This window comes from Steroidobacter gossypii, assembly GCF_016801985.1.
Taxonomy (GTDB): domain Bacteria; phylum Pseudomonadota; class Gammaproteobacteria; order Steroidobacterales; family Steroidobacteraceae; genus Steroidobacter; species Steroidobacter gossypii.
Map to the genome: position 1 here is coordinate 663034 of NZ_JAEVLS010000001.1, position 22349 is coordinate 685382.

The following is a 22349-nucleotide window of genomic DNA, read 5'->3' on the forward strand; positions in this document are numbered from 1 at the left end:
GCGGCCGGCCCCGCAGCGTGCATTGCTAGCTCATGATTGGCGCCAGCGCTGCTTGAATTCGCTGCAGCTGCTGACGCGTGACCATCCCCGACAGCATCCTGTTGAAATGCGATTGCTGCGCGCCCGACACAATGTACTGCCAGCGATAGGCGCGCTGCATGGTGTGGCGAATCTCGTACTGTTCGGCCGGTGAGAAAGTACGCTCGCACAGGCGCATGAAATAACCCGCGTCCGCCGAGGATTGCGCGCACACCACCTCGTCGAGCAAACGAAGCAGCGCGATGAAATCGTCGACGGCGATGTCGCGCTCGGCCGGCGAGAGATTGCGATCCTCGCGGCACCATTCGATCTCGTCCATCACGGCATGCTGGCATTCTTCCAGCCAGTGGAACCGAAACACGTCGCGATACAGATCGGACAGCTGCTCGTCGCGCTCCAGACTTTCGCGATAGTGCGCCTGGGTGAACAGCTCGATGTGACAGGTCAGCGCCAGCACCGCCCAGGTGGATTTGTTCAGCACCTGGCGCGCCACTTCGTTGGCGTCGGCGATCAACGCGTAGCCGCCCGGCATGCGGCCGGCGAGCGCGGCCTCGATGCGACGGAACAGCTCCTGATGTTTCAGCTCTTCGTCGCTGAAACGCACCAGACCTTCCAGCGCCACCTGATCGCCCAGCCCCTGCTTGCTGGCCAGCTCCAGCGTCTTGGCGCTGATGAAGCGTTCCACCAAGCCGAACAGACAGGCATAGCTGCGGCCCTGCACATGGCTCATGGCGCGCTTCTCGTCCACCGTCAAAAAAGTCAGCTCCTCGACTTTGGTGAGGCCGTCGGGCAGGAACTTGCGACGGAAGTCGAAAGCGCGGCCGCGGAACACGTCGGCATCAATGTCCCAACGCACTCGTTTGGACGCTTTGATGCAACGCGCGTAGCGGGCGCGGTCGGAATTTTCCTGAAACAGTTTTTCGGCGGCGGGCGACACCACCATGGCGGCTGCGGCGCTCATACGTTTTACTCGCTTGGGCTTTTTCAAAGTGCGCGCATGGTGCGGATTTGTGGCCCGCTCCGCATGAGGCGGAAGGCTCATTTGCGCGCGTCAAAGCCGGGACAAACGTCCTACTTCGGCGCCGCCTACGGCGGCGGAGTACATCCTGTACCCGGGGCAGCCTGTTTAGACCGCATCTAGGTCACGCCGCGATCCCGCGCCACCACGATGGCTCGGGCACGAGAATCGACGCCGAGCTTCTCGAAAATATTGGTGAGATGGTTGCGCACCGTTTTCTCGCTGATGAACAGGCGCGTGGCGATTTCACTGTTGGCCGCACCTTGCGCCACCAATCGCAGGATGGCGTTTTCGCGCGCGGTCAGCTCTTCCAGATCCACTTGAGTCGCGGGGCCGTCGACCATGGGCCTCGAGATGACCCCCATGCATTCGTCGAAGCACTCGCAGAAGCGTGCCCACGCCGGTTCGCTCTCGATGAGAATGTGATTGCGACTCTCCAGTGTCACGAACCGTGCATTGGGAATCTCCGCGGCGAGCAGCCGGCCCTGCTCGAACGGAATGCGAGCATCGCCGCGGGCATGCACCACCATGGTCGGCACTTTCACCTTCGGCAACAACGCTCGCACGTTGATCTGCCCGAAGGCTTCGATGATGCGCGCCGCGATCTCCGGTTGCGTGGTGGTGCGCATGAGATCCGCGAACCAGCGCACTTGTTCAGTGGTGGCGTCGGGAATGAACAGAGAAGCAAACAACAGGCGGAAGGCCGGATTTTCCTGGCCCCAGCCCTGGCGAATCAATTCCACCAACGCTTCGCCGTGCCGCCGCGACTCCTCGCCTCGCTGCGCCCAACCCTCCGAATAGCAGCCATACAACACCAGCTGCGTGACGCGCTCGGGATGTCGCACGGCGTACTCGATACAGGCTGCGCCGCCTTGTGAGATACCGAGCAGCGGAAATCTTTCCAGATCGGAAGCATCGATGATGGCTTCGAGGTCCGCCACCTGCGCCTCGTGTGACAGGTCGGGGACATCCCAGTCGGACAGCCCGCAGCCGCGCGGATCGAAACGAATCAGCTGACGGCCCGACGATAGATAGCGAAACCAGTGCCGCCACACCGGGCTGCGCCAGTCGAATTCCAGGTGCGACAGCCAGTTGGCCGACTTCACCAGCGGCGGCCCGTGCCCGGAAGTGGCTACTGCCAGCCGCGTACCGTCGGCGGATTTGATGAAGCGAATCGTTTGCTGCATGGGGGGCCCCAACCCGCCCCCAGAATAACCCGAACCGGGGCGCTGGCGACTAGACCGCCCTTAAGGCCATGGCGACTGGCAGGCGCGCCGCCCGCACGGCAGGAAACAGTCCGCCGAGCACACCGATGATGCAGGCCCAGACGATGCCCAGAATCATCAGCTGCGGGCTGACGCTCAGCTCGAACACCATCTGGCCCATGCCGCCACCGGAGGTGCTCACGGTGTTGCCGTTGAAGAACAACCAGGCGATCAGCGCACCGATCGCGCCGCCGATCAACGCCAGCACCAACGCCTCGGCCAGCACCGACATCACCATCGCCGTCGAGCCAAAACCCAGGGCTCGCAACGTCGCGATCTCCTGTAGTCGCGCGCTCACAGCCGAGTACATGGTGTTGAGCGCGGCGAACACCGCACCCACCGCCATGATGCCGCCCACCACATAGGCGATCACGGAGATGATGGTGCTTAGGGTCTTGGATTGCTGCTGGTAATACTCGCGCTCGCGCACCACATCCACACTCAATCCCGGATTGGAGCTCAACGAATCCTTGAACGCCTGAAACGCGGCCGGCGACTCCAGCAGCGCCGTAACGCTTTGGAAGGCGCCGCGCTTGTCGATGGAGATCAGCGTCTCCGCGTCCGTCATCAGCGAGGACTCGTGCGCATCTCCGCCCGTCTCGAAGATGCCGACCACCGTCCAGTTGGCGCCGCGCGATGTGACGACATCGCCGATGTTCAAGCCCTTGAACTGCGCATGCGCCGATTTGCCGACGATGATTTCCGTGACCGCCGGCTGAAACATCCGGCCCTCGACGATCTTCAGCTCCGGTCGCAGTTGCTGGAGCTTCGGCCCCACGCCACGCAGGATGGCGTTGACCTCCGAATCGTCCTCTTTCTTGCGCAAGCTCAGAATGCGCATGGTCTCCGCGGACAAGATGGGCTCGCCCTGCGCATCGCGTTTGATGCCCGCACCGTCGACGATCAGTCGCGCCGAATCGCGATCCAGCGCGCTCGAAGTCTCGGCGATGGAGCCATTGCGCATCACGATGGCGCGATCCTCGCGCCCGGTGTTCTCCATGGTCTGGATCAAGCCGGTAGACATGGCGAGCACGGAAACCAGCACGGCCACCACGCCGGCGATGCCGATCACCACGACCAGCGACGTGCTCACCCGCTGCGGCAGGCTGCGAAAGTTCATGCCGGTCACGGCGCCAATCTGACGGAACATCTTCATGATTCGCTCTCGCTCAGCGCCCTGCCAATGCATCCACGATGTTCAGCTGGCGCGCGCGCCACGCGGGCGGAAAGCCGCTGACGAACGCCACCAGCACCGCGATGCCCGCGCCCATGGTCGCAACGATCGCGGGCATCGAGAAGTCGCCGAACAGCTTCTGCAACGCCGGCGACTCGAACACCAGCGCCGCGACGGCGATGCCCAACCCGGCAGCAAACAAACACAACAGCAGCGCTTCGGTCAGCACCAAGACCAGCACCTTGGTATCGGAGAAGCCGAGCGTCTTCAGCACGGCCAGCTCGGACGTTCTCTCGCGCACCGATTGCATCATGGTGTTGGCGGTGAGGAACAACAGAGTGAACAGCACCGCACCGACGATCGCGTTGGCGATGAAGTTGATGTCGCCGAGCTGCTTGAGCTGCGATTGCGCCAGCGCATATTCGGTCTGGGTGCGCGTCTCCACCGATGAGTTGGCGAACAGTGCATCGATGTCACGGGAGACGCGCTCCGCCTGCTTCGGATCCTGCACGGAAACGATGTAATAGTGGGTCTCGCCGGTACCGAACTGGCGCGCCTCGTCGAAGTAGCTCCAGTTCAGATAGAACGACGGGAAGCCCGCGCCATAGGCACTGGCGTCGAAGGTGCCGACGATGTCGAACTCCCAGGTGTTGCTGCCCGACTTGTTGGTCCAGATCGAGGTGCCGATGGGGATTCGGTCGCCGATCTTCCACCCGTACTGGGCCGCCAGCGCTTCTCCGACCAGCACGCCGGTGCGCGTCTTCGCCATGGCTTCGATGTATTCGGGCTTGATCTTGATTTCTTTATAGACCCTGAACAGCTCGACGGCGTCGGTGGCGAACGCCGGGATCGGCTTGCGCGCGTCCTGGAAGTAGCCGCCGAAGTAAGCCCACAGCGACACTGCACGCACGCCCGGCACCGAGCGGATCCGCGACAGATACGAGATCGGCATACCGTCCGTCATGCTGGTGCGCGCCGAAACATACAGGCGATCCACGTCGAGATTGGCCATGGCCGTGCCGAAGCCCTGGTTGATCCCTTGCAGCAGCCCGAACAGCAGGAACGCGATCACGATCGAAATCATCGTGAACACGGTGCGCGTCTTCTTGCGCCACAGGCCGGCCCAGACGAGCCCGAAATATTTCATGCCGCGCGCCTCGCGTCGTTGGTGAGACGTCCCTTGTCGAGGTGCAATTCGCGCGAAGCGTATTCGGCCGCCTTGGGATCGTGGGTCACCATCACGATGGTCTTGTTCTGACTGCGGTTCAACGCCTGCAGCAGATTCATGATCTCTTCGGCGTTCTGGCGATCGAGATCGCCGGTGGGCTCGTCGCAGACCAGCAGTGTTGGATCGGAAACGATGGCGCGCGCGATAGCCACGCGCTGCTGCTGACCGCCGGACAGTTCGTTCGGTTTGTGTCGGGCGCGGTCGGCGAGACCGACCAGCTCCAACGCCAGCTGCACGCGGCGACGCCGCTCCGACTTGGACAGGCTGGTCAGCAGCAGAGGCACTTCGACATTGGCCTCGGCGGTCAGCACCGGCAGCAGGTTATAGAACTGAAAAATGAATCCGATGTGTCGGGCGCGCCAGTCCGACAGGCTGCCCCGGGACAATTGGTCGATGCGATCGCCCGCGACCAGCACCTCGCCGCTGGTGGGCTGGTCCAGACCGGCCACCAGATTCAGCAGCGTGGTCTTTCCCGAACCGGACGGCCCCATCAGCGCCAGGAACTCGCCGGTCTCGATGCTCAGATCGACGCCGTGGAGCACCTCCACTTTCTGCTTGCCGCGAACATAGCTCTTGGTGACATTGCGCAGGGTGACGAGTGCAGTCATGGCGCTGATCCGTGTCGGCTCCTGAAGGCGCGGCAGTGTACCGGCTCGATAGCGACACGTCAGGGGTTTGCCGGCGAAATGCGGCTGAACGCCGGCAACGATCGAATCGGGCAGCCGGCTAAGCCGGCGCCGCCGCGGGCTGCGTCTGCAGTCTCTGCTCGCGAATCGGCAGATTCACGATTGCGGCCAGCAGCGCCAGCGCGATGTCCGCATACCACATCCATTGATACGAATCGGTCTGCGACAGCACGATGCCGCCCAGCCAGGCGCCAAGGAAACCGCCGATCTGGTGCGACAACAAGGTCAGTCCGAACAGCGTCGCGAGATAGCGCGTGCCGAACAGTTTGCCGACCAGCCCCGCCGTGGGCGGCACCGTTGCCAGCCATGTCACACCGAGCGCAGCGGCGAACACATAGATGTTGAGCGCCGTCTTGGGCATCACGATGTAGATCGCGATGATCACGGCCCGGCTCGCATACACCCACGCCAGCAGATACTTCATGCGATAGCGCTGGCCGAGCCAACCGATGCCGAGGCTGCCCAGGACGTTGAACAGTCCGATCAGGGCCAGCGATTTGGCCGCCACGTCCGGCATCATCCCACACAGCTTCAGGTCGTTGGGGAAATGCGTCACCAGGAAGGCGATGTGAAACCCGCAGGTGAAGAATCCGGCGTGCAGACACAAGTAGCTGGGATTGCGAATTGCCTCGCGCAGCTGCTCGGTCAATGAAATGTGCGCGGTGGCCACGGCCGCCTTGGCCGATGCAGCTGCATTGCTCGCCGAGCGCAGCAAAGGCAGCACCAACGGAATCGTCAGCAATGCGGCGAACGCCGTAGCAAACATTGCGGTGGTCCAGCCCGCTGCGCTGATGATGAGCTGCACGGCCGGCGCAAACACGGACTGCCCGATCGAACCGCCGGCGTTGATGATGCCCGAGGCCATCGAGCGCTTTTCCGGCGGCAGCTGTTGAGCGGCGATGCCGATCAGGATGGAGAAACTTCCCGCCGCTGCACCGGCTGCTCCGAGCACGCCCATGGTCAGCAGCAAACCGCCGCTCGACGTCATGAACGGCGTGAGCACCGAGCCGAGCGCCAACATGAATGCGCCTGCGACGATCACTCTCACCGCACCGAATTTATCGGCGAGCGCTCCAAACACCGGCTGCGCGGCGCCGAACACGAACTGGCCAACCGCGAGCGCAAAACTGAAAGCAACGATCGTGACGCCGGTGGTTTCCGTGATGGGCAACAGGAACAAACCCGAGGTCTGCCGTATGCCCATGGTGATGAGGAGGATGGCGGCCGCCGCGAGAATCAGTCCGAGAGTGCCGGCGGTCGCGGGAGCATGAGGCGCGGTCGATGTACTCATAAGGCGCGGCAGTATTGCGCGTTCGGTGGCCGCCTCACAGATACAGTTGAGTGAGAAGTAGTCACCACTCTGATGACGCAAACTCCTCAATGGCTGCAATCGTCTGCAGCCGTCCCTTATGATTCCGCGCCTTTGTTTAGGATGGCTGATCGATCATGAAGATCTCTTCAATCATGGTGGTGCGCATCGCCGTCGCGGCGATGTTCGTCATCCACGGCGTGGCGCGGGTCTGGTACGAGGCGGTCGGCCCGTTCGGGCCGTTTCTGGAATCGCGCGGCTTGCCTTTCGGCCTCGCGTGGGCCTGGGCGGTGACGATCATCGAGATCGTCGGCGGCACGCTGCTCGCGCTCGGCCGCTACACCGCGCCGCTTGCTTGTTATTTCATCATCCAGACCGCGCTGGGCATCTGGTGGGTGCACTGGAAGGCAGGCTGGTTCGTGGTCGGCCTGGGCCGCAACGGCATGGAATATAGCGTGCTGATCATCGCCTGCCTGGTGGCGGTGCTGCTCGGGAAGAAATAGTTCGGCGCGCGCTCAGGTGGTCGCCGCGACCACCCGCTTGGCCTGATTGCGCAGTTTCCGGCGCAGCTCGGCGGGTTTGACGATGTCGGCCTCGAACACCAGGTCGAACAGAATGCGCAGCGCCGCCTCCTCGCGCTCGAAGTCCAACGTCACCGGCTTGCGGCCTCTGAAGTCCTCGCCCAAGGGTTCGAGCCGCGTCCGAAACCAGTTGCCGAAACTGTCCAGCAACTGTTGCTTGCCCCTGGCGGAAATCATCAGTTCCACCGGAAAGCTCACCGGTGGATTCTTTTCGAACTTCTCGCACCACGTGTTCCAGAACTTTTGCAGATCGAATTCAGAGTCGCGGGTGAAGTGCGTGCCGGTGGTCTGAAGAGCGAGCATGCGTGAGATGCGAAAGACGCGGGTCTCGCGCTTCACACGGCCGATCAGATACCAGGTGTCGACCTTCACGACCAGCGCATACGGCTCGACCAGGTAGTCCTTCACTTCGCCGTTGCTGCGGCGATAGTTGATGTTGACGCACTCGTCTTTCCAGATCGCCGCACGCAGCGTGTCGAGATGGGGAGAGGCGTCGTACGAGCGGAACCACGGTTTGGTATCGAACAGCAGGCGGCCGCGAGCGTGCTGGGCTCGCAATTGATGCATCGTGGGTACTGCTGCCGCCAGTTTGTCGAGTGCCGTTCGCGTTGGCGCCGCGAGATCGCGCACACCGATACCGGCAGGACTCGCGATGAGGGCCAACGCTTCAGCTTCGCCCGAAGAAAGGCCGGTCAGATCGGAGCTGTAACCCTCGACCAATCGAATGCCGCCGCCGCGTCCCTGCTCGGTATAGACCGGCACGCCCATGGTCGACAGCGCATCGACATCGCGAAAAATCGTCCGCACCGAGACGCCCAATCGCTGAGCCAGCTCACCGGCGGTGAGTGCCTGAGCCCTTTGCAGGGCCATCAAGATGGCGATGAGTCGTTCGGCGCGCATGTCGGGATTACACCCTCAAACATTGACATCGCATGTCAACGAAAAGGGAATCACGAACCGCTCTCGATGTGAAGCGGTGGCTCGCGCGGGAGGACACATTCCCCTCCGGGCGGCGCAAGCCACCGAGCTCTTACATCAGCGGACGCCCATGAAGGCAGCGGTGTAATCCGCCTGGCTGCGGCGAATCGCTTCGTACGCTTCATCGCGACCATACACGTGCGTGATCTCGACCTTGTGATCCGGCGAGCCCGGAGCGTGCTTGTACGTGAGGAAGTAGTGACGCACGCGCTCGATCACCAGCTTCGGACACTGCGAAATATCGGTCAGGTGGCCATACACCGCGTCGTCACGCATGACGGCGATGATCTTATCGTCCGCCTCGTTATCATCGATCATGCGCAGGCCGCCGATGGGAATGGCCTGCACCAGCACGTCACCGTGGCCGATGGACTTTTCCGTGAGCACGCAGATGTCGATCGGATCGCCGTCGCCTTTGATGTCGCTCTTGCCGGTGCGCTCTTCGCAGTAGGCGGCGACGCGCTCGGCGCACAGCGTGCGCGGCAGGAAGCCATACAGCGACGGGCAGATATTCGAGAACCGCTGCGGCCGGTCGACCTTGAGCAGGCCGGTGGCCTTGTCGACTTCATATTTGACCGTGTCGGTGGGCACGATCTCGATATAGGCGGTTACGATGGACGGGGCTTCGGCGCCGAGATCGACGCCATGCCAGGGATGGGCACGAAACGCGGAAGGAAACATGGTCGACATGGATTACAGTAACGAGTGAGTGAACCAGGTTGAGCGGGGAATGAAGCCGGGTTGAAGCGCAAGAGGGAATCTTGGGCGACAATGACCGCCCGCCAGTTTACCTGAAGGACCACCCGGGCCGAGGCCCGCAACACCATAAGCTCATGACAGATCTGCAGCGCCTGATTCGCGATGTGCCCGATTTCCCCCGTCCCGGGATCGTTTTTCGGGACATCGCCCCATTACTGCGCAGCCATTTCGCCCCGACCATCGAGGCCATGAGCGGCCTGCTGAACGAGGCCGAATGGAGCCGGATCGATGCCGTTGCCGGCGTCGAATCGCGCGGTTTCATGCTCGGCGCGCCGCTGGCTTTGCGCCATGGCAAAGGCTTCGTCCCGATTCGCAAGCGGGGCAAGCTGCCGCCGCCCGTGGTCGAGATTCCGTACCAGCTCGAGTACGGCGAAGGGGTGCTGGAGATGCAGCCAGGCCAGGGCCGCGTGTTGTTGATCGACGACGTGCTGGCCACCGGCGGCACCCTGCGCGCCGCTGCCGATCTGTGCGGGCTGGCCGGCTACCAGGTCGACTGCCTGGCGGTCTTGCTGGACCTGAATCTCGTCCCGGGCTTCCGGTGGCAGGGAATCCCGGCCCGCACCGTGATCCGGTACCCGGCGACCGGAGCGACTGACAAATCTTGACCAGGGCCACAGTGCCCTGGGCAACGCCCTCGTTGACAATGGTGTGCAAGCAAGGAACGTCGTTCACGGGGTTGGCCATGAGAAACGCATTGAAGTCGGCGGTGCGCGCACTGGCGACGCTGGCATTGATCGCGGTGGTGAGCGCACCCGCTCGCGCCATCGAGCCCGGCGCGAAGGTCGACAACTTTCGCTTGCTCGATCACCGGGGCAAGTCTCACGAGCTCCACTCCCTTGCAGGCATGAAGGCCGTTGTGATCATGGTCCAGGGCAACGGCTGCCCGATCGTGCGCCAGGCGCTGCCTGCGCTCGCGGAGGTTCGCGCCAGGTATCGGAACCAAGGGGTCGAGTTTCTGCTGCTCAATTCGAATTTGCAGGACACGCGCGAACTGGTCGCCAGGGAAGCGGACGAATTCTCGATCGACTTCCCTATCCTGCTCGACGGAGCGCAACACATCGGCGAGATGCTCCGCGTGGTGCGCACCTCCGAGGTGTTCGTCATCGATCCCAAGGATTGGAAGCTCAAATATCGCGGCCCGATGGACGACCGTCTTTCGTATGAGCGACAGCGCCCCGCCCGCAATCACTATCTCACCGACGCGCTGGATGCACTGCTCGCCGGCAAGCCCGTGACGACGCCGTATGCCGAAGGCGTCGGCTGTCTCATCAATTTCCCGGAGCGCGAGCGCCAGGTGTCGCATTCCCCGATGTCGCATTAGGACACGCAACTCTTACAAGGCAGCGCGCTTCAAGCGCTTTTTCACGGCCTTCCGCGGCGTACAAATACTTACCGCAGATCTGTCGCCAATCGGCGAACCGGCCGATTCGAGGCCATCGCACGCGTTCAGTTTCGCTATAGTTCGCGTCTGCCGACGAAGCGGCCGAGATCGAGACCTATAAGGAACCCGTGCTGATGTTGAGAAAGGTGCTGCTAGCGCTGCTGCTGGTGCTAGGACCGCTGTCCGCCTTCGCCGCGACGATGTACATCTCCGATGAGTTGACTGTGCCGTTGCGCCGTGGCCCCTCGGGCGGCCACAGAATCATCAACGCTGCTCTGCCGAGCGGCCTCGCGCTGGAAGTGTTGGGCGAGGACAAGGCGGCCGGCTTCACTCAGGTGCGCACTCCGAATGGCACGGAAGGATGGGTACCCACTCAGTACCTCACCAGTCAACCCGTCGCGAAGGACCGACTGGCCGCGGCCACCAAGCGCGTCGAGGCGCTCGAAGCGCAGCTGAAATCCATCCGCGAAAATTATCAGGACGTGCGCGGCGCGCGCAGCGAGATCGAAGGCCGCGCCAACGAGCTGGCCAAGGAAAATCAAAAGCTGCAGAACGAGCTCGCCGAGATCCGGCGCGTCTCGGCCACCGCCATCACTCAATACGAAGAAAACAAACAACTGAAAGCCGAGAACGCCTCGCTGCAGACTCAGGTCACGCAATTGAGCGACGAGGTGCAGGACCTGAAGCGCAATGTGATGTTGCGCTGGCTGCTGTCGGGTGGCGGTCTGGTAGTGCTGGGCCTGGTGCTCGGCGCGTGGATCAAGTCGCGCCCCAAGCGCAGCACCTGGGCTTGAGAGTGCGGGCTTAAGAGAAGCCTGTGAACGATCGCGGCGCCAGTGTTGAGAGATCGTCGTGCCGTGGCCTGCAGGAGGACACCGATGGCCTTGGCAGCAACGGGCCAACTCGCAAAACGTACTCGCCTCGACCGCTCACAGGCAGGCTCACAGATTGATATGAGACCAGCACGATCACATCGGACCCGAGAGCGGACTCGCAGTTTCGAATGAGCTGCTTGTTGGTATAGATCAGGCAGCCTGCCAAAATGAACCCCCTCCGAGGAAGAGAGCTCGCAAAAAATCGTCGGGTTGCGATGTAACGGCAAATCCGATGCGCATGGCGACGTCATGGGAGTTGCAAAGCAATCCGTATCAGGGGCGAAGCAGCATTTCACGACTGCCGTCGGCTCGCACTCGAAACATCTGTCCTTTTTCAACCAACAGCGCCTCCATCACCGGCGCGTGAGTCCGCTGATCGCGATGTGGATAGACCTGCACGGCGATCACTCGTCCGTCGTACAAAGCCGTTACGGCTGGCACTCTGGTATGTCCGACCAGGATGGCCGCGACGCCGAAGCGCTCGTGGATCCGATCGATGTCGGCGGACTGGGCTAACGGAATCCCCGCATTGCGCGCGACTGCTTCGAAGTAGCCGCGATACCAGAGCGGACCGTTCTCACCCATCACGAACTGCGTTTGTTCGCTCGGCGTCGATCGCTCGCTCAGCGCGGCTCGGACGGTGCGATTGACTGTGGCGAGCGTCAGCCCGCGATCGAGCAGCTCGGGTGAAACGCCGCCATGCAGACACAGATACTTCCCGATCCGAAACATTGCCGCCTTGCTACGCAGCCATTGGCCCAGCAGGGACTGCTCGTTCCATAGCGACGTGTAGTTGTCGGCGCCCAGCAACGAGGCGACGTGCGGATACTTGGGATTGAGATAACGATTGTCGCCGGTGAGCACCATGGACTCATGGTTGCCGACCGCCAGATGGACGCCGCCGCCGGCGCGCGCCGCCTCCGCTTCCAGCTTGTATAGCAGCCACAACAATTCCGTCTGGTTCGGCCCGCGATCGAACACGTCGCCGAGCACGGCGAGCTGTCCTTTGCCGAACGACCAGCGCAACCGTTCGTCGATCACTCCGTGACGCTGGAGCAAGGTGGCGGCGATCTCATACTCGCCGTGCGTATCGGCCATCACGAACAACGGAGCGCGCGCCGTGACTTCGATCTCGTCGGCCGCTGGCTTGGCCGGACCGCGCAGCTTCACCTCGAACGCTGGCAACGTTCCGACCGCCGCGACTGTCACAACATCGCCTACCTTGACGTCTCTCTCGCGCACACGCGGCGAGTCGGCGTCGGACTCGATCCAACGCGCCGTCAACTTCCCGTCGGCTGAGCGAATCACATACGGCCCGTCCTGAAGCGACGCTGCGACGACCGGGCCGACACCCAGCGCAAACAACGCCATTGCGAACAACAACGAGCGCGTGCTGATCCGTAACTTCGTTCTAGTAACGTTCGACATGGCTGCGCATCATAGAGCAAATATTCACGGGGTGACGGGTGTGGCAGCCTGCGACGGCCGTCTATAGAAAGGGGAGGCAACATGGCCGGCGACATAATCGTGCTGAAGTTTGGCGGCTCGGTGTTGCGCAGCCACGCCGATGTGCCCACGGCCGTCCATGAAATCTACCGTTGGTATCGCGCCGGCTGGCGCGTGGTCGTGATTGCTCAGCCGACAGCGGCCGGCGATGGCGCGTTCGCTGCCGTGTTTGGCAGCGCTCTGGATCGCGTCGGAATTCCGGCACGCATGGTGGATTTGCGCGAGGTGTGTTCAAGCACCCTGCTCGATGGCAGCACCTCGAGGCTCCGAGTCACCCAACTGCAAACATCGTTGAAGCTCGCGCCGGTGCTGGTGCTGGCGGGGCTCGCTCACGACAGGCTCTGCGGCTTGCCGATCTCGGAGCCACAGGACTCGGATCATTTCGCTGTGTACCTCGCTCACGCGTTGCGGGCCAATCGATGTCGTTTGCTCAAAGACGTCGACGGCGTATATGAGGCCGATCCTGCGGTCGCTCCCCCGTCGTCGTTGCAACGATTCTCGGCGCTCGGATATTCCGACGCACTCGAGCTGGCAACGACATTGATTCAGCCGAACACCGTTCGCCTGCTGGATCGCTATTCGGCGCGCGCCGAAGTTGCCGCCATCGCCTCGCCATACGAATCCGTCATCGGTCGCTTTGGCCGCACGCCCGCGCAGCGCGCAGCTGTCACACCCACTCGCGTGCTGATGCTCGGGCGAGGGGAGATCGGTCGTGGGATCCACGACCGAATCGCCGCCATGAGCGAGCACTTCACCATCGTCGGCGCGCTGATTCGCGATCGCTGCAAACATGCCGCTCCCAGCACGGTGCTGTTCGACTCGGTGAACGCCGCCATGAATCAGCAACCCGACGTGGTCATCGACGCCCTGCCCGGCCTCGAGCCAGCGCACTCTCTGGTGAGCCATTTCCTGGAGCGCGGCGTCAGCGTGATCTCGGCGAACATTCCGCTGATGGCCGAGTTGGGCCGCAAGCTCGGCGGCCTCGCTGCCCGATGCAATGCTTATTTGAAGTACAGCGCCGCGGTCGGCGGCAGCGCGCCCATGCTCGAGACTTTGCGCCGTGAACTGCACCACCACGATGTGAGCTCGATCTCGGTGGTGTTCAGCGGTCTGGCCAACCAGCTCCTGGACCGTTGCGCCCAAGGCATTCCGCTGAACGAACTGATCCTGAACGCGGCCGGCGAAACCGGCGCCGGGCGTCTGCACGAAGAACTGTCTGGAGCGCATGCCGTGCACAAGCTCCGAGTGCTGTCCCGGCACGCCTTCGGCCGCGACCCGGATGCGCTGCGCGTGGCCGCGCTCGATGTCGAAGCGTTGCAGCGGGCCTGCGATGGGCTAACCGAGAACTGCACACTCCGCCTGGTGGCGCGTGCGTGGAAAATCAGCCACTGCGTTTTCGGTCAGCTGCAGATGGAGACGCTGGGCAAGTACGACCCGCTGGCGCAGGGATCACCGGAATGGAACAAGTTGCTCATCACTCGTTCGAACGGACAGGAACTGCTCATTCAGGGCCGTGGCGCCGGCCGTTGGCCGGTCACCGAAGCGCTGATGGCGGATTTGCTCGACGTGCGCTTCGCGCAGCTGGCGTCGGCGACGTTCGCATCTCGATTTAGATAATATGCGGCCATGAGCATCATCACGCTCGGTCCCGCGCGCATGGGCGACGCCCCGGCGATCGCCCACCTGTCACGCGATCTGGTCGAAGCCGACCTGCCCTGGAGCTGGACGCCCCGGCGGGTCGCCGGCCTCATGCGCCAGCGCGAAAGCGCTGCCGTGATCGCCCGCGATCGGAATCGCCTCGCCGGTTTCATTCTTGCCCAGTATGGCGACGAGTCGGCGCACATCGCCTTGCTCGGCGTGGCGAACGAATATCGCCGGCAGGGTATCGGTCGTCTGCTGGTGCAGTGGGTGGAAGAGACGGCGATGGTCGCGGGCCTGTTCCTGGTGCGACTGGAAGTGCGCGCCATCAAGCGTGACGCCCGCCATTTCTACGCCAACCTGGGTTATCGAGAGATCGATCGCGTGCGCGGCTATTACAGTGGCATCGAGGATGCGATCAAGATGTCGCGCGATCTACGCGCGCTGTCGACGTCCAAATAGTTTTGTTCATCAGGGCGCTCCCCCTTCGGGGGAGGCCCTTGCTATTCCCAGCTAGCCTCCCCGTCCGGGAGGCCGCGTTCAACGCTCGTTCGATCAGAACAACTCGCCCGCCGGGCCGGGCAGCATCTGCGAGCGCACCAGCGGAACCGGCGGACCGCCGTACGACAGGAACTCGTCGTTGAATTGTTTCCACGCCTGACGACCGCCGCGGCTGCCGGCCCAATCGTCACGCAGCTTGCGAATCATCAGTTTGCCCATCGTGTAGTTCAAATAACCGGGATCGTAGGTGCCACGCGCCGCCTGCTGGCGAGCGTTGCCGGCATCCTGGAACGCCTTTTCTTTGAACATCTGCTCGCACTGAGCCACCGTCATGCCCTGCGTGTGCAGCCCGACGGCGCACATGTAACGAACGTTTCGCAGCAGCGCGTTCAACAATTGACCGACATGCAGCTCCGGCTGGGTGGCCGCGATGCCGTGCTCGATCATGAGCTCCTCGCTGTAGTGGGCCCAGCCTTCGGCGAACGCATAGCCGACGAACAATTGTCCGAAGCGCCATGACGAGCGGTTCGAGTGCAGGAACTGCAGGAAATGACCCGGCCAGACTTCGTGGATTGAAGTGAACATCAGATCGGCCTTGCCGGGCACGTACGCTTCCTGCTCGGCCCTGGACCAGTTCGGGTCCGGCGGCGCGATGTAATAGACCGAGGGCAGCTCTTTCTCGAACGCACCGGGGATATTGATGTATGCGAAATTCTGGCGGCGATACGCCGGCGCTTCCTCCACCTTGGCCTCTTCAATGCCCGGGATGCTGACGATGTCGTGATCGAGGAGGAACTTTCTAAGGGTTTCGAGCTGCGCCCGTGCGCCAGCCACCGCGCCGCCTTCCGGCTTGTCGGCGTTCATGCGCGCCACGCACTCCTCGATCTTTGCACCCGGAGCAAAACGTTTGCAGGCTTCGTTCAAGGCCGCCAGATTGCGCTCCAGATCGGCGCGACCGATGGCTTCGATCCTGTCCAGCGGCACATCGACATTCTCTGTCATGCGCAACATCGCGGCGAAGCGCTCGGGCCCGAGCGCATAAGCGTCGTTGGCGTTGGCGCGCTGTGATTCGAGCCACCTGGCGAATTCCTCGATCGCCTTGGCCGCCGGTTCGATCGCCTCGGCCAGCTCCTTTTTCAGCTCCTCCGGCACCTCCGCGAACGCCTGCGGCACGTCGTTGCGATAGAACTCGGCGAAACCGCCGTAGCTCTTGACGCTGAAATCGACGAACGTGCGCGGCAACGGCAGTTCCAGATTCGATTTGATGTGATTCAACGCGCCGGGCACCTGTTTCACATAGGCAATGAACGCGCGCGCACGCTGATCCGCCGGCGCGTACGGCGTGTTCACATAGGTGCTCGGATCGAGACCGGCGTTGAGATACCAAGCCGGATTGGTGAACGGCTGCCGCGCTTCGCGCAGGTAGAACAGATCGTTATCGATGCGGCTCACCACGTAGTCGCGCTGGAAGCGCTCCTCGGGCATCAGGCTGTCGTCATCGAAGCCGACCGCTCGGGCGCGCATCTGCTCCAGGCGCGCGATCTCCTTCTTGATGCCTTCGGCGCTCCAGTCGGGCATCTGGCCGTCGAATTCGTGCCGGCCCTGCCACACCGCGAAGCTCGGATTGGCGCGAAAATAACTTTCGACGAAATCGTCGACGTACTTGGTCCATTCGACATTGACCACCGGCGCGGGCGGCTCGGTGGCGCGCGTGTTGGGCTGCTGGGAGCGATCGCATCCGGCCAGTGCGGCCAGCACCATGACGATGCACAGAGTGCGATGTAAACCTGCCATTCCCAGTCCTCGCGACAAGTGAGCGGGCAATGATAACCGCTCAGCGTCGGCTGGGGGACGCCGGCGCGGCTGCGCCGGCGTCAATCAGCAATTTTTACGTTGTTCAGAAATCCATCCGCAGCGACACGCCGTAAGTGCGCGGCATGTTGGTGAGATAACCGACGCGGGCGCGAGTGCCTCGCTCACGATCCAGCGACAGGAACGCGCGCTCGTCCCACAGATTGTTGACGAAGGCCGCTGCCTCCCACGAGCCGGAGCGCACACCGAAGCGCAGATTTCCGAGCTCGTAGCTGGGCAGCTCCGGATCGTACGTAAACTGCGTGATGGTGGGCGCACCGAACATGAAGAACCCCGGCGCTCCAGGACAACCGACGCAGCCGGTCGGCGGCTCCTGATCGGCCAGCTGGGTGTAGGAAGAGCCGACCACCTGGAACGTGAGATTCACGAAGCCCTCCAGCGTGTTCGACAACGCCCAGTTGTATGTGGCGCTGGCCGCGGCCTGGAACTCGGGCGAGGTCGGCAGACGGTTGCCGTCGATGATGCCGGCGATCGGCTGGCCGATGGCGCTCAAGCGAGTCTCGGTGATCTCCGCCTGTACATAGGTCGCGGACACTCCCAAGTCCCAGTGCTCGTCGGGCCGCGCGAACAGCTCGAGCTCCGCGCCGACCGCTTCCGCCTGCGCATTGAGCACGATGCGCGACGAGCACGAGCCCGCATCCGCGATCACCTGCAGGTCGTCGATGTCCGAGTAGAACACGGCGGCGTTGAAGGTGATGCGTCGATCCGCCAGCAAGGTCTTGGCGCCGAGCTCGTAGTTCAACACCTTCTCGTCATCGAACGTCGGCTGGCCGCTGTACGTGATGAGATCGTCGTCGCCGCAAAGCTCGACGTTGAGCGGATCGTTGATGCCGCCCAGCCGGAAGCCGCGCGCCACTTGCGCGGTCAGCAGTATGTCCTCGTTGGGCTCGAACGAAAGAATCACGCGCGGCGAAAAGCCGTCCGAACTGGTCTCGCCCGGCTGCCGGGTGTAGCCCACGTCCGCGAACACGCCGGCGAATGTCAGGAAACGTTCTTCTTCGAAATCGTAGTAGCGCAAGCCACCGGTGAGTGACCACTGCTCGTTGAAGTGCCAGGTGCCTTCGCCGAACAGTGCGAACTGCTGAAAGTCATACGGCACTTGTGAGAAATAGGGCGTGTTGGGCGGCGCGTTGTAGCCGACGCTGGTGCGCCTGCCGAGCCGTGTCAGCAAGTCGTCGTAGCCGGGCGTGGGCAGGTTCTGGCCGTAGTCGCGATCGATGTCCTGATAGAACGCGCCGACCAGCCATTCGAATGCGCCGCCGCCATCCGAAGCCAGACGCAATTCCTGGCTGAAGGATTTCAGCGAGGTGGTGTCGTAGAGCGGTGAGTTCAGGCGCACGTCGGCGGGAGTGGCGATGCCTCGGCCGTCGTCCAGCGACAGGGTGACGCTGCCGGTCAGCTGGCTCGCATCGCGCAACACCACCACATCGCGATCGGTGTACGAGCTGATGGAGGTCAAGGTCAAACCGCCCAGACCGAACTCCAGTTTCAGATCGGCCAGTGTGAACTCATCGTCGATGCCTTCGCGGATTTGCGTCACCTGGCCGCGCTCTCCCGGATTCACCGGCGGCTGTTCGGTCGTGAATGGATTGCCGAGGATGTTATAGACATCGATGCGCGGATAGCCGTCCGTTTCGAGCTTCTGATAAACGATGCGCGGCGTGATCGAGATGGTTTCGCTGGGTTGAATCAGCAGCGCAACGCGCGCGCCGCTCTTCTCGCCGCTATTCACATCCTCTCGCACTGCGCGGCCCGGATAATAGGAGTCGATGAAACCCGCCATCTCGTTGTAATAGCCGACCAGGCGCAGCGCCGTCGTCTGGCCCATGGGCGCATTGATCATGCCCTTGATGCCACCGCCCCAATCGGTGTCGGTGCCGGTGTAGCCACCGACTTCGACCGCGCCTTCGAACTCGCCCAACTGCGGCTGACGTGTGATGTAACGCACCGTGCCGGCCGAGGAGCCCGCGCCGAACAATGTTCCTTGCGGACCTCGCAACACTTCGAAACGTTCCAGATCGAACAGATCCAGGTCGGGCGTGAACAGCGCCACCGAAATGGCCGACTCGTCCAGGTACACCCCGACCGACTCTTTCACGCCGGGCTGATCGCGCACCACCTGTCCGGCGCTGATGCCGCGGATGGCGACCTGGCTCTGACCGGGCCCGAGATCCGTGATGGTCAAACCGGCGAAGTTGCGCGACAGCTCGACGATATTGGCCGAGCCGGAATTGCGGATCTGTTCTTCGCTGGCCGCCGCGACGGAGAACGGCACATCCTGCAACGCCGTCGCACGCTTCTGTGCGGTGACGATGATTTCGGCGATGAGCTTTTGGTCCGCTTCGGCCGGCGTCGCTGCCGCGGCCACTCGCGGAGTCATCACCAATCCCAAGGCAAACGCCACCGCGCCCAAGATCACGACATTGTGCTTGTTCATGAATCCCCCCCCCTGTTCGAACGACGCCGCGCTTTAGAATTTGAGCGCGGCTCTGGCATGGAAGAATCGGCCGGGCACCGGGTACAGCGTGCCGTCGTAGTTATTGAGATCGCAGCTCAGGCACGGCGGTGGATCTTCGTCCAGCACGTTGTTGACGCCGATGGCCAGCTGCAGTTGTCGATCGAAGGCAGCCGGGGTCCAGCTCACCCGCAGGTCTGTGTAGACCTTGCTCTCCATTTCGTTGGTCAGCCGCACCGGATCGGAGCACAACTGCTCGGTCAAGTCGTTGTCGATCACCGACTGCGGACAGATCTCGGTGAGATCGCTCAGGTACCGCAACGTGAGCGAAGTGACGAAATCGTTGAGCAGCCAGTCCGCACTCAGCGTCGACTTGTAACGGACGTAGCCGCGGATCGGCGAGCCCACTTCCGTGCCGGCCCGCTCCGTCGCCACCAGCCCGCTGGTGCCAAGGGTGAATTCCTTGTAGCCCGCCAGATAAGTGTTGGCCCACTGGAAGCGGAACGAGCCCACCCCGCCGAGCTCGGCCGTCGCCAATGTGAACGTCCAGTCGAAGCCGTCGGTTTCGATGCGGCCGATGTTGGTGAGCTGGTTGGCGAACGCGGTGATCGAGCCGCCCGGCCCGCGCACGATGCCGCCGCAGAACAACGGGTCGAGCGTATTCACGCAATTGGTCAGCAGCGTTTGCGCCGTCAACGCCTGGATCGCGTCGTCGAGCTCGATGTCGTAGTAATTGACGTCGAAGGTGAGATCGTCGATCCAGCCTGCGTTCCTGGCCCACGTCGGGCTGTAAGTGAAGCCGATATTGCGCGTCTCCGACGTCTCCGGCACCAGGTTCTCGTTGCCGCCGGTCTGCACACTGATCTGTTGATTGATCTGCGTGAACGTGGTCGGCACTCCCAGGGCCGCGCAGTTGGCGCGTACGGTGGCCGAAGGGTTGGCGGAGTAGTTGGAACAGGGATCGTTGATGTTGCTGTCGAAGCGCGAGCCGGTGTTGAACAGCTCACCGATGTTCGGCGCGCGGAAGCCTTCGGCATAGCTGGCGCGTATCGCCAGATCGTCGATCGCTCGCCAATAGATGCCGCCCTTGAACACTTCGTCGCGACCGATGCGGTCGTAGTCGGACGAGCGCACGGCCGCCGACAATTCCAATCGGCGCACGGCCGGCAGATCGGCAAGTATCGGCGCACGCAACTCGAGATATGCTTCGCGCACTCGAGTGTCACCAGCCGTCGGCGCCGCCGGCACGTCGGCTGTCTCGCCCGCCTGCACGGTGGCGTCGGGCGTGAACGAACCTTCCTCTTTGCGATATTCGAAGCCCAGCGCGTATGCGAACGGCCCCGCCGGCAGATCGAACAGATCGCCGCTGACGTTGGCGATGATGTCGTTGAGCTCCTGTTCGCTCTGGTCGTTCTGCGTGAACGTGACCCAGTCGAGCATTTCCTGGGTGATGCTGCCGCTGCCATCGGGCCCCATGCCGCCAAAGATGTTGAACGGCACGCAGCCCGGCACGGCGACACACGCAGCTTCTGGCCCGAGCGCCAGCGCCAGCTTGCGCGCATTGAAGATGTTGTGGCCTTGCTGCGAGGCGTTGTTACGACCCCAATTCAAGCTCACGTCCCAGAAGATGGGCCGATCGGCGAATTGCAACTCACCGCTCAGGCTGCCCGAAATCATCCAGGTGTCCACCGTTTGATCGAAGATCCGCGGGCCCGCTTCGAGCGGCCGGCGCCCGATGGTGATCAGGTTGCTGCGACCGTCCAGGTCGATGCCGAACGGGTTGTAACGTTGGTCCGCGGGAATGAAAATATTGTCCAGGTAGAACCCTGCGCCGGCATCGGAGCCGAGGAACAGCGGATTCGGCGCGGCCTGATTGCTCGACTTGCGATTGGTGTAGGCCGCCGTAAAGCGCAGCGTGACGTTGTCCGCAACGTCGTACTCGGCCTTGCCGAACAGATTCACCCGCCGGTTCGGTGTGACCAGATAGTTGTATGGCCGGAAGTTGAAGCGGTCCGGCGTGCCGAAGGCATGAAAGTCGCCGCTTGACGGATTGTTCGGATCGTAGGTCGGCAAGCTCGTGCCGTTGTTGAGCGCGCCGTTGTTCAACGTGACATCGACAACGTCGGGGTCGCCGTCGCCATCCACGTCGCCGCGGGGATCAAGAAAAATAAAACGTCCTTGCGGTGTGCCGGAGCTGCCGCCCACGCCCTCGGGCGCACCGTAGATCACTGCACTCGATAGCGCGCGGTCGTCGGAGAACACGGCATCCTGTCGCGAATAGCTGGCCGTGAAAAAAGCGCGGCTGCGCTCGGCGCCGGCGCCAAAAGAAATGCTGTAGTCCTGCGTGTAACCATCGCCCTCGTCATACGCGGATTGATTGGTTTCGAGCTCGAAGCCGCGATAGTCCGAACGCGTGATGATGTTGACCACGCCGGCGATCGCGTCCGAACCGTAAATCGGCGAGGCGCCGTCCTGTAGCACTTCGATGCGATCGATGGCGGAGGTCGGCACCGTATTCAGATCGACCGCGCCCGACACGCCGCTCGCCGAAGAACCGCGCACCCAGCGTTTGCCGTCGACCAGAACCAGCACGCGCTTCGACGTGAGATAGCGCAAGTCGATTTCGCTGGCGCCGGCGCCGATGCCGCCGCCATCCGGTGGGAAGCCGAGATTGCCGCTGGAATTGTTGGAGCGATTCAGCGCCGAGCCGGAGATGGGCAGTCGCTGCAGATAATCGCCGACCGTGATCTCGCCACTGCGCTCGATATCGACCGAGGTGGCGGTCTGCAGGGGCGCGGCCCGTTCGAGCGGGTTCTGGCGAATGCGCGAACCGGTGACGATGACTTCTTCCGGCGCACTCTGATTGGCGCTCTGGGCCGCCGCGGGCGGACCGCACAGCAGGAATGTTGCCTGTGCGACACACAGGCTCACAGTGGCGGGTAACTGACGGGCGCTCCAACGATCGATCTTTGTTCTTTCCATGATCCGACCTCCGCTGGGAGATGGTCGGAACGTAGCACCGATCAGGGTTGCGCCAATACGTCTATATACTGAACTCCACCAGCTGCATACATTGCACGCAAT

General features: G+C 62.8%; 18 protein-coding genes. 6 read left to right on the forward strand and 12 right to left on the reverse strand.

Annotated elements, in window-relative coordinates; translation table 11 throughout:
• Positions 1-25: 25 nt before the first annotated feature.
• The 6 genes from JM946_RS02995 to JM946_RS03020 all read right to left on the reverse strand — a co-directional run bounded on the left by JM946_RS02995 (position 26) and on the right by JM946_RS03020 (position 6701).
• The gene (locus JM946_RS02995; protein ID WP_203165651.1) at positions 26-1000 is read right to left on the reverse strand and encodes a hypothetical protein; all 975 of its coding nucleotides are present in this window, start codon (positions 998-1000) and stop codon (positions 26-28) included.
• A gap of 176 nt (positions 1001-1176) precedes the next feature.
• Positions 1177-2244 (reverse strand): alpha/beta fold hydrolase, encoded by a 1068-nt coding sequence (locus tag JM946_RS03000; protein WP_203165652.1) that lies wholly within the window; start codon positions 2242-2244, stop codon positions 1177-1179.
• Between the two features lie 49 nt (positions 2245-2293).
• On the reverse strand, positions 2294-3478 hold the full coding sequence (locus JM946_RS03005; RefSeq protein ID WP_230979433.1) for an ABC transporter permease: 1185 nt from the start codon (positions 3476-3478) through the stop codon (positions 2294-2296).
• 13 nt (positions 3479-3491) lie between these two features.
• Complete coding sequence (locus JM946_RS03010) at positions 3492-4643, reverse strand: ABC transporter permease (RefSeq protein ID WP_203165653.1); 1152 nt, start codon at positions 4641-4643, stop codon at positions 3492-3494.
• Complete coding sequence (locus JM946_RS03015) at positions 4640-5332, reverse strand: ABC transporter ATP-binding protein (RefSeq protein ID WP_203165654.1); 693 nt, start codon at positions 5330-5332, stop codon at positions 4640-4642. Before JM946_RS03015 ends, JM946_RS03010 begins: the two co-directional genes overlap by 4 nt.
• 118 nt (positions 5333-5450) lie before the next feature.
• The gene (locus JM946_RS03020; protein ID WP_203165655.1) at positions 5451-6701 is read right to left on the reverse strand and encodes an MFS transporter; all 1251 of its coding nucleotides are present in this window, start codon (positions 6699-6701) and stop codon (positions 5451-5453) included.
• A gap of 173 nt (positions 6702-6874) precedes the next feature.
• On the opposite strand from JM946_RS03020, the gene JM946_RS03025 reads away from it, so the two are divergent.
• On the forward strand, positions 6875-7222 hold the full coding sequence (locus tag JM946_RS03025) for a DoxX family protein (protein WP_203165656.1): 348 nt from the start codon (positions 6875-6877) through the stop codon (positions 7220-7222).
• Positions 7223-7234: 12 nt separating this feature from the next.
• Here JM946_RS03025 and JM946_RS03030 read toward each other — a convergent pair whose 3' ends face one another.
• Positions 7235-8200, reverse strand: coding sequence for a helix-turn-helix transcriptional regulator (locus JM946_RS03030; RefSeq protein ID WP_203165657.1), 966 nt, complete (start codon positions 8198-8200; stop codon positions 7235-7237).
• 135 nt (positions 8201-8335) lie between these two features.
• Entirely contained in the window at positions 8336-8968 is a 633-nt protein-coding gene (locus JM946_RS03035; RefSeq protein ID WP_218042564.1) for an inorganic pyrophosphatase, read from the reverse strand.
• A gap of 143 nt (positions 8969-9111) precedes the next feature.
• Here JM946_RS03035 and JM946_RS03040 point away from each other — a divergent pair, with 143 nt between their 5' ends.
• From JM946_RS03040 to JM946_RS03050, 3 genes are all read left to right on the forward strand, one after another.
• Positions 9112-9642: an adenine phosphoribosyltransferase gene (locus JM946_RS03040; protein ID WP_203165659.1), complete on the forward strand. Its 531-nt coding sequence runs from the start codon at positions 9112-9114 to the stop codon at positions 9640-9642.
• Positions 9643-9719: 77 nt separating this feature from the next.
• A complete protein-coding gene (locus JM946_RS03045; protein WP_203165660.1) occupies positions 9720-10358 on the forward strand; it encodes a redoxin family protein in 639 nt (212 codons plus the stop codon).
• Positions 10359-10552: 194 nt separating this feature from the next.
• Complete coding sequence (locus JM946_RS03050) at positions 10553-11212, forward strand: TIGR04211 family SH3 domain-containing protein (RefSeq protein ID WP_203165661.1); 660 nt, start codon at positions 10553-10555, stop codon at positions 11210-11212.
• Between the two features lie 354 nt (positions 11213-11566).
• On the opposite strand, the gene JM946_RS03055 is transcribed toward JM946_RS03050, so the two are convergent.
• A complete protein-coding gene (locus JM946_RS03055) occupies positions 11567-12721 on the reverse strand; it encodes a metallophosphoesterase (RefSeq protein ID WP_203165662.1) in 1155 nt (384 codons plus the stop codon).
• An 81-nt stretch (positions 12722-12802) separates the two neighbouring features.
• On the opposite strand from JM946_RS03055, the gene JM946_RS03060 reads away from it, so the two are divergent.
• On the forward strand, positions 12803-14416 hold the full coding sequence (locus JM946_RS03060) for an amino acid kinase family protein (RefSeq protein ID WP_203165663.1): 1614 nt from the start codon (positions 12803-12805) through the stop codon (positions 14414-14416).
• A 9-nt stretch (positions 14417-14425) separates the two neighbouring features.
• The gene (locus JM946_RS03065) at positions 14426-14899 is read left to right on the forward strand and encodes a GNAT family N-acetyltransferase (protein ID WP_203165664.1); all 474 of its coding nucleotides are present in this window, start codon (positions 14426-14428) and stop codon (positions 14897-14899) included.
• Between the two features lie 93 nt (positions 14900-14992).
• Here JM946_RS03065 and JM946_RS03070 read toward each other — a convergent pair whose 3' ends face one another.
• The 3 genes from JM946_RS03070 to JM946_RS03080 form a co-directional block, all read right to left on the reverse strand.
• Positions 14993-16732: a DUF885 domain-containing protein gene (locus JM946_RS03070; protein ID WP_203165665.1), complete on the reverse strand. Its 1740-nt coding sequence runs from the start codon at positions 16730-16732 to the stop codon at positions 14993-14995.
• Between the two features lie 103 nt (positions 16733-16835).
• On the reverse strand, positions 16836-19247 hold the full coding sequence (locus JM946_RS03075; protein ID WP_203165666.1) for a TonB-dependent receptor: 2412 nt from the start codon (positions 19245-19247) through the stop codon (positions 16836-16838).
• Positions 19248-19280: 33 nt separating this feature from the next.
• Complete coding sequence (locus tag JM946_RS03080) at positions 19281-22247, reverse strand: TonB-dependent receptor domain-containing protein (RefSeq protein ID WP_203165667.1); 2967 nt, start codon at positions 22245-22247, stop codon at positions 19281-19283.
• Positions 22248-22349: the final 102 nt, after the last annotated feature.